General features: G+C 60.8%; 12 protein-coding genes. 6 read left to right on the plus strand and 6 right to left on the minus strand.

Annotation, left to right across the window (positions count from 1 at the left end):
* Positions 1-111: 111 nt before the first annotated feature.
* From ACLKMW_RS04020 to ACLKMW_RS04035, 4 genes are all read right to left on the minus strand, one after another.
* Entirely contained in the window at positions 112-660 is a 549-nt protein-coding gene (locus ACLKMW_RS04020) for a hypothetical protein (protein ID WP_415723082.1), read from the minus strand.
* 107 nt (positions 661-767) lie between these two features.
* Positions 768-1,844, minus strand: coding sequence for a YcjF family protein (locus tag ACLKMW_RS04025; protein WP_415723083.1), 1,077 nt, complete (start codon positions 1,842-1,844; stop codon positions 768-770).
* Positions 1,841-3,313, minus strand: coding sequence for a YcjX family GTP-binding protein (locus ACLKMW_RS04030; RefSeq protein WP_415723084.1), 1,473 nt, complete (start codon positions 3,311-3,313; stop codon positions 1,841-1,843). Before ACLKMW_RS04030 ends, ACLKMW_RS04025 begins: the two co-directional genes overlap by 4 nt.
* Positions 3,314-3,382: 69 nt before the next feature.
* On the minus strand, positions 3,383-3,883 hold the full coding sequence (locus ACLKMW_RS04035) for a SixA phosphatase family protein (protein ID WP_415723085.1): 501 nt from the start codon (positions 3,881-3,883) through the stop codon (positions 3,383-3,385).
* Between the two features lie 232 nt (positions 3,884-4,115).
* Between ACLKMW_RS04035 and dksA the strand changes: the two genes are divergently transcribed.
* The 5 genes from dksA (at position 4,116) to ACLKMW_RS04060 (ending at position 12,030) form a co-directional block, all read left to right on the plus strand.
* Complete coding sequence (dksA, locus tag ACLKMW_RS04040) at positions 4,116-4,532, plus strand: RNA polymerase-binding protein DksA (protein ID WP_415723086.1); 417 nt, start codon at positions 4,116-4,118, stop codon at positions 4,530-4,532.
* 195 nt (positions 4,533-4,727) lie between these two features.
* A complete protein-coding gene (locus ACLKMW_RS04045; protein WP_415723087.1) occupies positions 4,728-7,511 on the plus strand; it encodes a valine--tRNA ligase in 2,784 nt (927 codons plus the stop codon).
* Positions 7,512-7,729: 218 nt separating this feature from the next.
* Complete coding sequence (locus ACLKMW_RS04050; RefSeq protein WP_415723088.1) at positions 7,730-9,217, plus strand: outer membrane protein transport protein; 1,488 nt, start codon at positions 7,730-7,732, stop codon at positions 9,215-9,217.
* A gap of 280 nt (positions 9,218-9,497) precedes the next feature.
* Positions 9,498-11,222 (plus strand): dihydroxy-acid dehydratase, encoded by a 1,725-nt coding sequence (gene ilvD / locus ACLKMW_RS04055; RefSeq protein WP_415723193.1) that lies wholly within the window; start codon positions 9,498-9,500, stop codon positions 11,220-11,222.
* The gene (locus ACLKMW_RS04060; RefSeq protein ID WP_415723089.1) at positions 11,209-12,030 is read left to right on the plus strand and encodes a tetratricopeptide repeat protein; all 822 of its coding nucleotides are present in this window, start codon (positions 11,209-11,211) and stop codon (positions 12,028-12,030) included. The genes ilvD and ACLKMW_RS04060 overlap by 14 nt, the downstream gene beginning before the upstream one ends.
* Before the next feature lie 60 nt (positions 12,031-12,090).
* Here the strand turns inward: ACLKMW_RS04060 and ACLKMW_RS04065 are convergent, their stop codons facing one another.
* Together ACLKMW_RS04065 and xth are read right to left on the minus strand one after the other, a co-directional pair.
* Positions 12,091-12,396 carry a hypothetical protein gene (locus ACLKMW_RS04065; protein WP_415723090.1) on the minus strand — a complete coding sequence of 102 codons (306 nt, stop codon included), beginning with the start codon at positions 12,394-12,396 and terminating at the stop codon, positions 12,091-12,093.
* 51 nt (positions 12,397-12,447) lie between these two features.
* Positions 12,448-13,239 carry an exodeoxyribonuclease III gene (gene xth / locus ACLKMW_RS04070; protein ID WP_415723091.1) on the minus strand — a complete coding sequence of 264 codons (792 nt, stop codon included), beginning with the start codon at positions 13,237-13,239 and terminating at the stop codon, positions 12,448-12,450.
* 122 nt (positions 13,240-13,361) lie between these two features.
* Between xth and ACLKMW_RS04075 the strand changes: the two genes are divergently transcribed.
* Entirely contained in the window at positions 13,362-14,846 is a 1,485-nt protein-coding gene (locus ACLKMW_RS04075) for a nucleobase:cation symporter-2 family protein (RefSeq protein ID WP_415723092.1), read from the plus strand.
* Positions 14,847-14,850: the final 4 nt, after the last annotated feature.

Consider the following 14,850-nt stretch of genomic DNA (forward strand, 5'->3'; position numbering starts at 1 on the left):
CGAGTTCGCACTCAGCGGCGGTAGTCTGCAAAATAGGTGTTGTAGCCAACAAGGAAAACCCCCGAAGCGGGGGTTGTCGTAGTCCGTTGTCGCTGCGCAGTTTCGAGCCCTTTATTTGCGGGCTACGGTTCCGACAGCGCCGCCATCGACGCGCTTCAAATTCATGCCGATCACCGGCACCATCTGCTTGTCAACGCGAACCGAAACAGTCACCGTCATCGTGTTCGCATCGGGAATGCGGGCCTGCATGACGCCTTTCAACTGCTTGCGGTTGAGCGACAGTACGACTTTCTGGCCATCCACGACATTGCCGGACACGATATCGAGGCCCTTGCCGGCAGCGCCGTCCAGGAAGGTGCCGCGATAGCCTTTGCTGCCGTTATGGGTGACGGTTGCCGACATTTTCTGCGTGAAAACGCCGACGCGGCAGCCACCGTCCAGTGTCATGCCGACCTTGCCCGAGGGCGTCGCGCCAGTGAAGGTGCAGTTGAACTTGGTGCCCTTGTACTTGCCGGCGACGATCTCGCCGGGGCCGACCCAATCGCCTTCCACGCTCTCGAAGAACTTCTTGTCGCGTTGCGGCCCGTTGACGGTATCGGCCATTCCGGTGGAGGTAAGCGCCAGGAGCGGCAGCACGGAAAGCAGGAACGCGCGTTTCATGTATGGACACCCGGCACAACAAGGAGGGACTGGTTACGATTTTTTCGAACCATGAACAAGATTGGTTAATGCTTCGTCACTTTGGGCGTCCAGACGTGCTACTGCTTTCACGTATCGGTCCGGCGCTTGGCCTCTGTTGCTTTTGGCGCCTTCCTTGCCGCGAACGAGGTGAGCGCCGACAGGAAATCCGCCATTCCCGGGCGCTTCAACGCGGCAAAGGGTAGGGGACGCACGGTTTCCATGGCAGCGATGCCTATCCTCGCCGTCATCATGCCGTTGACCACGCCTTCCCCCAACTTGGCCGAAAGGCGGGCGGCGAGGCCGTGACCGACGATCTGATGCACGAAGCTGTCGCCGACGGCAATCGATCCGGTGACCGCCAGATGGGCCAGCACGCTGCGAGCGAGGCGGAAGAAACCGAGGGTGCCAGGTCGCCCACCATAGAGTTCCGACAGGCGACGAATCAGTCGGCCAGCTTCAAAAAGCACGTAGGCGATATCGACGAGCGCGCGGGGGCTGACAGCCGTCACCAGCGAAACCCGCTTGGCCGCGTCGAGAATGAGTATCTTGGCGCGCTGGTCGAGCGGGGCCAGGATCTCGGTTTCGGCCAGGCGAACGAGATCCGCCCCGTCGATGATATCGTCACGCAGGTCCGCCAGAGCCCGGCGTCCAGCGGCGGTTTCCGGCTGTTGTGCTACCAGCGCGGAAAGCTCATCGGCGACGGAACGCGCTGCCTTCGGATCGTCGTGAGCCATGGCATCGGCGGCCTTGTTCCTCAAGGCCTCGACGGAGGCCAGCCGCCGAAGCGCCAGCATTTCCCGCAGCAGAATGATTGCAAGAGCCGCCGCTGCGATTACTGCCACGCCGACCGCCAGCCAGCCCAGCCAATCGGCGCGCTGAAACAGGTCGCGCACCAGCCGGTCGGTCCAAAGGCCGATGGCGAGGGACACGAGAATGCCGGCCGCACCGAGGAAGATGGCGCCAAGCTTCGAGCCTCGTCTTGAGGGCGTCGCCGGTGGCGGCTCATCCGCCACGATGTCTGTTTCTTCGAAGACGTCGATTTCCGCTGGTGTCACGATCGCGATCTCGGCGTTGATCGCGCGCGGCTTGCGAGGTGCATCGGGCGGCGTCTTGTCGCTTTCCGGCTCAATGCGGAAGGCAGCAGGCTTGCGGGGGCCACTCATGCGAGATGATCTCCGATCAGGAACTGCAAAGCCCGATCAAGGCGGATATGGGGCAGCGAAAGCGTCACTCCCTCCGCTGTGCGTTCGAGTTTCGGCGGACGGAAGCGCACAAAACGTATGGTGGGGTCGCTCCTGTCCGAGAGGAACTTGCCGGTTCCGCCTTCAAAAACCAGATCGGCTTTCGCAGGTAAGTCACCAGGGAATATAGCGGTTTCGGTTTTTCCGTCGAATGTTTGCGTGCCTATGGTCTCGCCCTGCAGCGGTGTGCCGATAATGACCGGCAGCGTCTCGCGTCCTTGCTTGACGGTTCCCTCGCGCGTTGCGCGGACGGCTGCCATGGCCAGAACGTCGACTTCGGCGCCCGACAGATTAGCACGCGCGGCGGCGCGTTGCGTCAGCCGCCTGACGATCGCCTGAAGGCGGTCGTGGCTTTCGTGATGCAGGTGGTCGGCCTTGGTGGCGGCGACCAGTATGCGATCAATGCGTCGTGCGAAGAGGCCGGTCAACAGGCTTCCGCGACCGGGGCGGAAGCAGCCGAGTATCTCGGTCACGGCGTGTTCGAGGTCAGTGATGGCGCCTGCGCCGGCGTTGAGCGCCTGCATGGCGTCGATCAGCACGATCTGGCGGTCGAGCCGTGCTATGTGCTCGCGGAAGAACGGCTTGACCACATGGGTCTTATAGGCCTCGTAGCGCCGCTCCATCATCGCCTGCAGTGAGCCCGGCCGGGGAGTGCGGGAAAGTCCGGGCAATGGTGCGAAGGTCAGTGCGGGCGAGCCTTCCAGATCGCCCGGCATCAGGAAGCGCCCCGGCGGCAGGGTCGACAAGGCTCGGTCGTCGAGCTTGCAGGCCTTCAGGTAAGCGGCAAAACTTTCAAACAGGCTGCGCGCCTTCATCTCGTCGGCGTCGGCATTCGGATCGACGGAGCGTGCAAGCTCGCGCCATACGCGCGAAAGATCGTATCGCGCTGGCAATTCGGCCATTTCGAAGGAAGCCTGTGAGAACTCCTGAAAGGATTTGCCAAGCAGGGGCAGGTCGAGCAGCCATTCGCCCGGATAATCGACAATATCCACAGACAGCCTGCCGCTTGAAAGCAGCCGGTTCCAGCCCGAGGCCGATTCATACTCAATCGTCAGGCGCAGTTCAGAAATCGCTCTTGTGGAATCCGGCCATGTGCGCTCGTTCACCAGCGCGGCGATGTGGTCCTCGTATTGAAAGCGCGGCACCGCATCGTCCGGCTGCTCTTCCAGAAAGGCGCGGGCGATGCGCCCGGACTTCTGGGCGTCGAACAGCGGCAGGCGCCCGCCATGGATAAGGTTGTGCACGAAAGCGGAGATGAAAACCGTCTTGCCTGCGCGAGAAAGGCCAGTGACACCGACGCGCACCGAGGGTGAAAAGAGCCCCGCTGCGCGTTCCGAAATCGTGTCAAGCGCGATCCGCGCCTCGTCGGTGAAAGTCGTCAGAGACGCCAAACGCTTCCCCTTGGCCCATTACAGTTCCGGATATAGGCAATCCCGACCGGATTTGAAATGGCGGCGCTCCTATCCAGCCGGTGTCAGGAATGCGTCCAGGAAGCCGTTGCCCGGAACGGCGTTCGCAAGCCCTCCCTGAAAGCTGATGACCGCCAGGCCCGATGTCGGAAAGCCGGCATTCAGCGTTGCGCGAGCAGCAGTATCACCATCGCTTGCCAGCGCCATTGCGAGGTCTTCCATCATTGGATTGTGGCCGATGACCAAAAGCGAGCCGGCCGAGCTCGATTCCCAAATGATCTTCAGGTAGCCCGACGCATCTTCGCTGTAGAGACTATCGAGATAGACGACCCGGCCCGTGTCGGCGATGGCGGCAATGCCCTCCAGCGTCTGGCGTGCCCTTATTGCGTTGGAACAGAGGCTGAGGCTGGGAACGTATCCATGGACGCGCATCGCAAAGCCGACCGCTTCCGCATCCCTGACACCCGACTCGTCAAGCGGACGATCGAAGTCGCGCATACCCGGCGATGCCCATCCGGCCTTTGCGTGTCGTAGAAGGAAGAGCCTGCTCATACGCCAATGCCCCCTCGGAACGGCTCCCACCCGGCCGTTCTCTCTGCAAGGATTTATCGATGGCGGCGGGTGAGCGCAACCGCTGCAGGGGCGGCGAGCTCCTCGGCCAGTCGCGCGAACCGGTGTTCGTGTTTCTACTGACAATTGCGTGAGCGATGTGTCAAATGAGCTTGTGCGCTCGAAGGCCGGTGAATATATAGGCGCCAAAAACGAGTTAATGGGGTGAGTCGAAATGAACGAGCTCGTTGACGCTGATTACGTTCCCACGGAAGATGAGCCGTTTATGAACGATCGGCAAAAGGCCTACTTCCGACACAAGCTGGTCACTTGGAAAAATGACATTCTGCGCGAGGCGCGCGAAACTCTCGAAATCCTCCAACAAGAAAATGCCAATCACCCCGATCTTGCCGATCGGGCCTCTTCCGAGACGGACCGTTCAATCGAACTGCGGGCACGCGACCGGCAGCGCAAGCTGATCTCTAAGATCGACTCAGCGCTACAGCGCATCGACGAGGGCACCTACGGGTTCTGCGAGGAAACCGGCGAGCCGATCGCGATCAAGCGCTTGGACGCGCGGCCGATCGCGACCTTGTCGATAGAAGCGCAGGAGCGGCATGAACGTCGCGAGAAGGTCTATCGCGACGACTGATCGAGGGCCGGTTCGGCCTGATTTCCCGAAAGGCTCGCCGCTTCCGGCGGGCCTTTTGTTTTATGTTGCCGCTTCTCAAATGAGCCGCATATCGGTCGCAGGATCGCCCCGGAGAGCTTGGCGCGGTTGACTCGGCCTAATGCTTCCGATTTACACCCAAACGACCAAATTCCGGACATACGGATCGAATTTCCCATGCTTGAGAAGACATACGACGCCCAGACCGTCGAGCCGAAAATCGCAAAGCGCTGGGAGGAAGCGGAAGCTTTTCGCGCCGGCGCGGGCTCGAAGCCGGGCGCCGATGCCTTCGCGATTGTCATTCCGCCGCCCAACGTCACCGGCTCGTTGCATATGGGCCATGCGCTCAACAACACTTTGCAAGACATTCTTGTGCGGTTCGAGCGCATGCGCGGCAAGAACGTGTTGTGGCAACCGGGCATGGACCATGCCGGCATCGCCACGCAGATGGTTGTCGAGCGCCGGCTCATGGAAAAGCAGGTCCATCGCCGCGATCTCACCCGTGAAGATTTTGTCGAAAAAATCTGGGAGTGGAAGGCCGAGTCCGGTGGGGCGATTTTCAACCAGTTGAAGCGGCTCGGTGCATCCTGCGACTGGAGCCGCGAGCGCTTTACCATGGACGAGGGCCTGTCCCAGGCTGTCCTCGAAGTCTTCGTCACGCTCTACAATGATGGGCTGATCTACAAGGACAAGCGCCTTGTGAACTGGGACCCCAAGCTGCTGACGGCTATTTCCGACCTTGAGGTCGAGCAGCACGAAATCAACGGCAATTTGTGGCACTTCCGCTATCCCGTCGCGGATGTCGCCTACGACCCGGAAAATCCGGCGACATTCATCACCGTTGCGACGACGCGGCCAGAAACCATGCTCGGCGATACGGGCGTCGCGGTTCATCCCGACGACGATCGCTACAAACACCTCGTCGGCAAGCAAGTCGTTCTGCCGATTGTCGGCAGGCGCATTCCTGTCGTCGCCGATGAATATTCCGATCCGGAAAAAGGAACCGGAGCGGTCAAGATCACTCCGGCCCATGATTTCAACGATTTCGAAGTCGGCAAGCGCCACAAGCTGCCGGCAATCAATGTGCTGACCGCCTCAGGCGCCATCAACATCAATGACAATGACGAGTTTGCCGAAGGCATCGAGAAGACGCCGGCGCTCGAAAACCTGTGGAACCAGCTTCATGGGCTGGATCGTTTCGATGCGCGCAAGCTGGTCATCCAGATCATGGAGGAAGGCAGTTTCCTCGACAAGATCGAGCCTCACCGTCATGCTGTTCCGCATGGCGACCGCAGCGGCGTGCCGATCGAGCCGTTCCTCACCGATCAGTGGTATGTCAATGCCGCCGAACTTGCCCGACCCGCTATCGCGTCGGTGCGTGACGGCCGCACGAACTTCGTGCCGAAGAACTGGGAAAAGACCTATTTCGACTGGATGGAGAACATCCAGCCCTGGTGCATTTCACGCCAGCTCTGGTGGGGACATCAGATTCCTGCATGGTACGGGCCCGACGGGCACATATTCGTGGCCAAGACGGAAGAGGCGGCGCTCGACGCTGCGGTCGAGCACTACCTTGCCAATCCCGGTCCCTGGAAGGCCTGGGTCGAGGACAAGCTTGAGAACTTCAAGCCGGGAGAAATCCTCACCCGCGACGAAGACGTGCTCGATACCTGGTTTTCGTCCGCGCTCTGGCCGTTCTCGACGCTCGGCTGGCCGGACAAGACGCCGGAATTGAAGACCTATTACCAGACCGATGTCCTGGTGACCGGCTTCGACATCATCTTCTTCTGGGTTGCCCGCATGATGATGATGGGCCTGCACTTCATGGACGAGGAGCCGTTTCACACCGTCTATGTGCATGCGCTGGTGCGCGACAAGCACGGCGCGAAGATGTCGAAGTCGAAAGGCAACGTCATCGACCCGCTGGAGCTGATCGACGAATATGGGGCGGATGCGCTTCGCTTCACGCTTTCGATCATGGCCGCGCAGGGCAGGGACGTGAAGCTCGACCCCGCCCGCATCGCCGGCTACCGCAACTTCGGCACCAAGCTGTGGAACGCCACACGCTTCGCACAAATGAACGGCGTTGCGCGCAATGACGAATTCTGGCTGCAGGACGCCAAGCTCACCGTCAACCGCTGGATTCTCACGGAATTGTCGCGCGCCACAAGCGAGGTGACGGAAGGGCTCACCACCTACCGCTTCAACGAGGCGGCCGGGGCTGCGTACAGGTTCGTCTGGAACCTGTTCTGCGATTGGTACCTCGAACTGCTGAAGCCCGTTTTCATGGGCGAGGATGAAGAAGCCAAGGTCGAGAGCCGTGCCGTCGCGGCCTTTGTGCTGGACGAAATTTACAAGCTGCTGCATCCGTTCATGCCGTTCATGACCGAGGAACTGTGGGCCCTCACGGCGGGCGAAGGGCAGGAGCGCTCGACGCTCCTGTGTCACGCGGCCTGGCCGGAACCGTCCTTCGAGGATGCGGAAGCGGCCGCGGAGATCAACTGGCTGGTTGATCTTGTGTCCGGCATCCGCTCGCTGCGTTCAGAAATGAACGTGCCACCGGCTGCAATGGCGCCTCTGGTGGTGGTGGATGCCAATGCGCTGACGCGCGAGCGATTCCAGCGCCACGATTCGGCGGTCCGGCGTCTGGCGCGCATCGAGGCGGTCAGTTTTGCAGAAACTGCTCCGAAGGGATCGGCACAGATCGTCATCGGTGAAGCGACGGCATGCCTGCCGCTTGGCAGCCTGATCAATCTCGAAGCCGAGGCTGCCCGCTTGCAAAAGGAGCTGGCGAAGGTCACCGAAGAGGTCGCGCGCATTCACAAGAAACTGTCGAACGACAAGTTCGTCGCCAATGCGGCCGCCGAGATCGTCGCTGCCGAACGCGAAAAACTCTCCGACTATCAGGAGACGCAAGAGAAGCTGAACGTCGCGCTGGCCCGGCTTCGCGACGCAGGGTGAGGCGCGCGGCTGATTGGTGGCGGGGCGCTCCGGCGCTTTGGATGAGATTGTTTAGCGGTACGCATTCCGTCCGCTACGTCGTTTGGCTGATTCTGAATGGCATTTCACCGGCTGTTTTCTGCCGAAAAGTGAGCTTGACGTAGCGTCACACTTCTGCCGTGCCCATTTTTTGATCCATTGTTGCCATAATGTGACATTCGGGCTGGTCAGGCGCGGAAATGCCTGATTTGCGGCTTTTGCCGTCTATTTTCGGCTGGAGTTTCGATCTTTCGCGCTCTCAATCAGGGCATTTTTGGGGCCTCCGCGAAGCGAGGGTACAACTCCGAATCGTGCGCCGACTTCCAGGAAGCGCGGGGCGCAAAATGGCAGTTGCGCGACGTCCCTCAAATCGCTCTAGCTTGTACCTCAGTGTTTTTCCGGGGGAGACGAACTCCATGAATGCTTTGTGTCTGAAGTCGCTGCTGGGGGCCGGCTGCGCCACACTGGCGCTGGCTACGACCATGACATCCTTGGCGAATGCCGGCGGCTTCGACCGTGGCGGCGTCAATATCGACCTATTGTTTGACGAGAGCCGGTTCGCGACCGAGGCGGGCGTAACGCATGTCGCCCCGCACAGGGAGTTGGAGAATGTGCGGCGGCTAGATGGCTCCGGGGCGGCGACGGCCCGCGTCAAGGTCGACGACAGCTATACGGTGCCGCGTTTCGGCATAAAGGCCAATGTTTTTGAACCCGTCGATTGCTTGGCGACCTACACCGAGCCATACGGTGCCGATGCCGACTACGGGAGAGGCAAAGCCTATTCTCCGACGAGTGTGGAGTTCAAGGTCGATACCCGCGATCTGGGCCTCACTTGTTCGTACAAAATTCCGCTTGAGAAAGGCAGCTTTCGCCTGATCGGTGGCGTTTCATACCAAGAAGTCGAGGCGTTCCAATCGCGCGAGACCTTGCAGACCTTCGCGCTTCCCCGGCCAGGTGGACTACCGCCATTGGTTTTGCACAATCCGGGCCTTGGGGTGTTCGCCCTGTCGGATGAGGCGGTCAGTTGGCGTGCGGGTGTAGCGTACGAGATTCCCGAAATCGCATTCCGCGCCAGTTTGGTCTACAGTTCACGATACAAGTACGATAATCTCAGCGGAACAGTGAACACCACCGGCTTTGCCGTGGGGCCGACGGGCCCATCGAATGGCGCGTTTCTCGGCGTCTTCCCCGTATCGGCCTCGACAGAAGTTCCCCAGGCATTGGAACTCAAGGTGCAGAGCGGAATCGCGCCTGGCTGGCTCGCCTTCGGTTCGGTCAAGTGGCAGGAGTGGAGCAAGCTCGGGATCATCCCGATCAACGGCGTGATCAATCCGGTGACCGGCGCCGTGTCGAGGACCACCAGCTTCGACCCGCTTTATCGCGACGGCTGGACGGTTACGGGCGGCATCGGCCACAGCTTCACCGATACGCTTTCCGGCGCTGTGTCAGTAACGTGGGACCGGGGCACCTCGACGTCGTCCGGTTACCAAACGGATCTCTGGAATTTCGCTGTGGGCGGCTCCTACAAGCCAAACGAACATGTTGAGGTTCGGCTTGGCGGATCGCTTGGACTCTGGACCAGCGGAGAGTCCAGCTTTACCGGTGGCGACCCGGCCAATGCAGTGAGTTACAGCTTCGGAAACGACCTGGTTACCGCGGTTTCAGGCGCTATCAAGGTCAGATTCTAACACGCCTTGTCAGATGAACTTAAGGAAGCCGTTCCTGCGGGGGCGGCTTTTTCTGTTCGGCTCCGTAACATCTCGCAGAATGTTCCGAGCATTTCGCGATGGTTTACGTCTGCTGCTGATTTGTGACGATTCTGCAACACTCCTTTAGGAAGCAATGAGCTACAAGAGGGCGGGCACAATCCGCCCCGATGCCGCCATAAACGCAGAGCACCTCGAAGGGTACGAGGCGCGCTATGGCGGCGCCGGTGCAGATGCCGCGTTCGACGCGGTTGGGGAAAGAATGGACTCCAAGGTAATCTCAAAGGCGAAGCTTCCAAGCCGTCATGTGACCGAAGGGCCGGCGCGTGCGCCACACCGTTCCTATCTCTATGCCATGGGTCTGTCGGCCGCCGAGATCGCGCAGCCTCTGGTGGGCGTGGCCAGTTGCTGGAACGAGGCGGCCCCCTGCAATATTTCGCTGATGCGGCAGGCCCAAGCGGTCAAGAAGGGCGTTGCCGCCGCCAACGGCACGCCGCGGGAATTCTGCACCATAACGGTCACCGACGGCATCGCGATGGGCCATCAGGGCATGAAGTCCTCGCTGGTTTCGCGCGAGGTGATCGCCGATTCCGTCGAACTGACCATGCGCGGTCACTGCTATGACGCTCTGGTGGGGCTCGCCGGTTGCGACAAGTCCCTGCCGGGCATGATGATGGCGATGGTACGGCTCAACGTGCCATCGATCTTCATCTATGGCGGCTCGATCCTGCCCGGCAGCTATCGCGGGCGCCAGATAACCGTTCAGGACGTGTTCGAGGCCGTCGGCCAGCATTCCGTCGGATCGATATCGGACGAGGACCTGCTCGAGATCGAGCAGGTGGCCTGTCCCTCGGCCGGCTCCTGCGGGGCGCAGTTCACCGCGAACACGATGGCCACGGTCGCCGAGGCGATCGGGTTGGCGTTGCCTTATTCGTGCGGCGCTCCAGCATCCTACGAGATGCGCGATCGTTTCAATTTCGCCTCCGGCGAAAAGGTCATGGAACTGATCGCCAAGAACATCCGCCCGCGCGACATTGTCACCCGCAAGGCGCTGGAAAATGCGGCGGCTGTCGTGTCGGCCACCGGCGGCTCGACCAATGCGGCGCTGCATCTGCCGGCGATTGCGCATGAATGCGGCATTGAGTTTGATCTGTTCGACGTCGCCGAGATTTTTGCCCGCACGCCCTACATCGCCGACCTGAAGCCTGGCGGGAAATACGTAGCCAAGGACATGTTCGAGGTCGGCGGCATTCCGCTCTTGATGAAGACGATGCTCGACCACGGCTATCTTCATGGCGATTGTCTTACTGTAACCGGCCGCACTTTGGCCGAAAATATGGAGCACGTTACCTGGAACGAACATCAGGACGTGGTGCGCCCGGCCAATAAGCCGATCACTGCGACTGGTGGCGTTGTCGGCCTCAGGGGCAACCTGGCCCCGGATGGCGCGATCGTGAAGGTGGCAGGCATGTCGGCGTTGCAGTTTTCGGGTCCGGCGCGTTGCTTCGATTCGGAAGAGGAATGTTTCGAGGCAGTGGCCAAGCGTGAGTACAGGGAAGGCGAGGTTCTCGTCATCCGCTATGAGGGCCCCAGGGGCGGCCCCGGCATGCGCGAAATGCTGTCGACGACTGCCGCGCTTTATGGTCAAGGCATGGGCTCCAAGGTGGCCCTGATCACCGATGGGCGTTTTTCGGGCGCCACGCGCGGCTTCTGTATCGGCCATGTCGGCCCGGAAGCGGCGGTGGGCGGTCCGATCGGCCTTCTCGAAGACGGTGATGTGATCACCATAGATGCCGAGGAAGGCACGCTGGAGGTGGCGCTTTCCGACAAGGAACTGGCCGCCCGCGCGAAAAAATGGAAACCGCGTGAGACTGATTATCAGTCCGGCGCAATCTGGAAATATGGACAATCGGTCGGGCCTGCCCGCCATGGTGCCGTGACGCATCCGGGCGGGGCGAAAGAAACACACTGCTATGCGGACATTTGACGCCGTGAGAACAACGATCCTTTCGGCCCTCGTCGCGGCCGCGACCCTCGGCACTGTCGGGGGCGCATCGGCTTTCGACGACAAGGTGTTCGACGACAAGGGCGAGGTGAAAGCTGAGTCCAATCCCTGGGCGGTGTTCCAGTTCGGTTTCACCGCTTACAAGAGCGGCCACAAGGACCAGGCTGTCGAAGCCTATCGCTATGCTGCGGAAAACGGCCAGATCGGCGCGACGTGGAAGCTTGCGCGCATGTATGCCGAAGGCGATGGCGTGCCCCGCAACGACTTCGAGGCGTTCAAGTTCTTCAACGAGATCGTAGAGCAGGATGTCGAGGTCGGCAGTCCCGAGGAAAGCTACGTATCCGACGCGCTGGTGGCGCTCGGTGGCTATCTGAAAAGAGGCATTCCGGACAGTCCGGTGCGGGCCGACACCGTGGCCGCGCAGGAATATTATATGCGCGCCGCGGCCACTTACCGCAATCCGAACGCCCAGTTCGAAATGGGCAAGATGTTCCTGAAGGGTGAAGGCGGCGTGAAGGCAAGCGTGCGCCAGGCAGGCCGATGGTTCCAGCTCGCCGCCGAAAAAGGCCATGCCGGCGCGCAGGCCACCCTTGGCAATATGCTGTTCCAATCCGGCAAAGTGGTTCGCGGCCTGGCCATGATGACGGCAGCACTTGAACGTGCAGCACCTGCTGACCAGCCCTGGATCCGCAATATGCAGGAGGAGGCCTTTGCGCTCGCCGCCGAGGCGGACCGCCGGACCGCCATAGCATTGGCCCAGGACATCCTGACCAAGGGCGAGGGCGGCTAGGAGCGGGCTTCCGCTTTATGCGAGATCGCGAGGGGGAGCTTTCCCAATTCAGCGAGCGCTTTAGCCTTTCTTGACAGTCACCTGCAGCGGCGCTGCGATTGGGGCGGTTAACCCGCTACGATATCCGGGCGGCGCCTGTGAGGATCGCACCGCCTCCGCTTGCGGGCAGCCGTCCGAGACCTTTTTCCAGGCCGAGTTGTTGAGCACCATATCGCAACGCGCCAACTGGTCGCCCGTCGGCAGTTTCAGGCAAGCGACCTCTCCGTGATGATATTTGCGGCCGTTGGCAAGACACTGGCAATCGGCGACAGCGGCGATGTGCGACGAGGCGAGCATCGCGATGGCGAGCAGGCAGGATGAAGCCATCCGCATCGCTGAATTTTAGCGCGTTCTCCATTATCGCGCCACGATTAACGCTTAAGCCGCCTCGAATCCGAGTTCCGCCGCCACGGGAACGTGATCGGACGGCTTTTCCCATGCCCGCACATGTTTTTCGATCGACGCGGAAGCAAATCGGTTCGCGGCTTCCGGCGATAGCAGCAGGAAATCAATGCGGATGCCGTTGTTTTTCTGCCAGGCACCTGCTTGGTAGTCCCAGAAAGTGTAGGTATCGGGAGCATCGGTGACAGCGCGAATAGCCTCGGTGAAGCCAAGGTTCAGGAGGCGCCGGAATGCCTGGCGGCTCTCCGGCTGGAACAGGGCGTCGTCGAGCCAGGCTTCCGGATTGCGGGCATCGATCGGTTCGGGGATGACGTTATAGTCGCCGCACAGCAGCAGCGGCTCCTCCAGCAGCAGTCGCTGTTCCGCCCATTTTTCGAGCCGCGTCATCCAGGACAGCTTGTAGGAAAATTTCTCGGTGTCGATCGGATTGCCGTTGGGCAGGTAGAGGGAGACGACGCGAAGCACGCCTTGGTCGGTCGAGAATACACCCTCGATGAAACGCGCCTGTTCGTCTCCATCATCGCCGGGAAGGCCCCGATTGACTTCGTCAAAGCGGATTTTCGAAAGGATGGCGACGCCGTTGAAACCCTTCTGGCCGTGCGTTTCGACATGATAGCCGAGCGCTTCGATCTCGGCGCGCGGGAACTGGTCGTCGACCGACTTGATCTCCTGCAGGCAGACGATATCGGGATCGCTGGCCTTCAACCAGGTCAGCAGGTTGCCGAGGCGGGCTTTGACGCCATTGATGTTCCAGGTAACAATCTTCACGAAAATCTCTTGAGTCCTTCAAACAATTCTTGATAGCGCCGCAAACTCGGAAACGCCATCCTCAACCACCCTGCCGCACCGGGAACCTGCCGCAGGAATATGACAGAGGGAGGAGCCAGCCAATGTCATCCACCGTACATCCTTGCGACCAGGTCCTTCCATTCGGAAGGCTTGCGGCACTCGGCATTCAGCATGTGCTGGTCATGTATGCCGGCGCCATTGCCGTGCCGCTGATCGTCGGGCGTGCGCTACAGCTCGATGCCGAGCAGGTGGCATTCCTGATCTCTGCCGACCTCTTCGTATGTGGTCTTGTTACGCTGATCCAGGCTTACGGCGCAACCCAATGGTTCGGCATCAAGCTGCCGGTCATGATGGGGGTGACGTTTGCCGCCGTCGGGCCGATGGTTGCGATGGCTAATGCCAATCCAGGCGTCGACGGCGCGCGCATGATCTTCGGAGCGATCATCGGCGCCGGCGTCATCGCCATGGTCATGGCACCCTTGGTCAGCCGCATGCTTCGCTATTTTCCGCCGGTCGTGACCGGCACAATCATCCTGGTGATCGGCGTGACGCTCATGCGGATCGGCATCAACTGGATTTTCGGCAATCCGGTCGGGCCGACCGCGCCCTTGATCGTCAATCCCGAGCATGCTGCATGGCTGTCGGCCGTGAAGGATCTCTCCGGCGCCGCCGGCTCGACCTTGCCGCCGCTGCCTGAGGGGCTGGCGCTTGCGCCGAAAATGCAAAATGCCGCCTATGCGCCCCTGTCACATATCGCGATTTCGGCGCTGGTGCTGGTGGTCATCCTGCTGATTGCGCGCACGTCGCATGGTTTCTTCGCCAATATCGCGGTGCTGCTCGGCATCGTCGTTGGCGGCATTGTCGCCGCATCATTCGGAATGATGCATTTCGACAAGGTCGCGTCTGCCGAATGGTTTGCGGTGATCGAGCCCTTCCGCTTCGGCGCGCCCATCTTTGATCCGGTTCTGATCGTCACCATGACGCTGGTGATGATCGTGGTGATGATCGAATCGACCGGCATGTTCCTCGCGCTGGGCGAAATGACGGATAAGCATATCACCCAGCCGATGCTGTCTGCCGGCCTTCGCACTGATGGGCTGGGAACCGTGATCGGCGGTATCTTCAACACCTTCCCCTATACGAGCTTTTCGCAAAATGTCGGACTCGTGGGTGTGACGGGCGTGAAGAGCCGGTTCGTGTGTGTGGCGGGCGGCCTGATCATGATTGGGCTCGGCCTTGTCCCGAAGATGGGCGCCCTCGTTGAGGCGCTGCCTATCTTCGTGCTTGGCGGCGCGGGGCTGGTCATGTTCGGGATGGTGGCGGCTACCGGCATCCGCATCCTGGCAAAGGTGGATTTCAAGACCAGCCGCAACAATCTGTTCATCGTGGCGGTGTCGATTGGCTTCGGAATGATCCCGATGGTAGCGCCCGAGTTCAAGATGTGGCTGCCACATGCCATCCACCCGCTGATCGAGTCGGGCATCCTGCTGGCTTCGATTTCTGCCGTGCTGCTCAATGCCTACTTCAATGGCGCGACGGTCGACAATACCAGCGCCAAGGAGGCCGCGATGGCGGCGGAAGCTTGATCGG

It is taken from the genome of Borborobacter xinjiangensis, from assembly GCF_047739745.1.
Taxonomy (GTDB): Bacteria; Pseudomonadota; Alphaproteobacteria; order Rhizobiales; family Rhizobiaceae; genus Pseudaminobacter.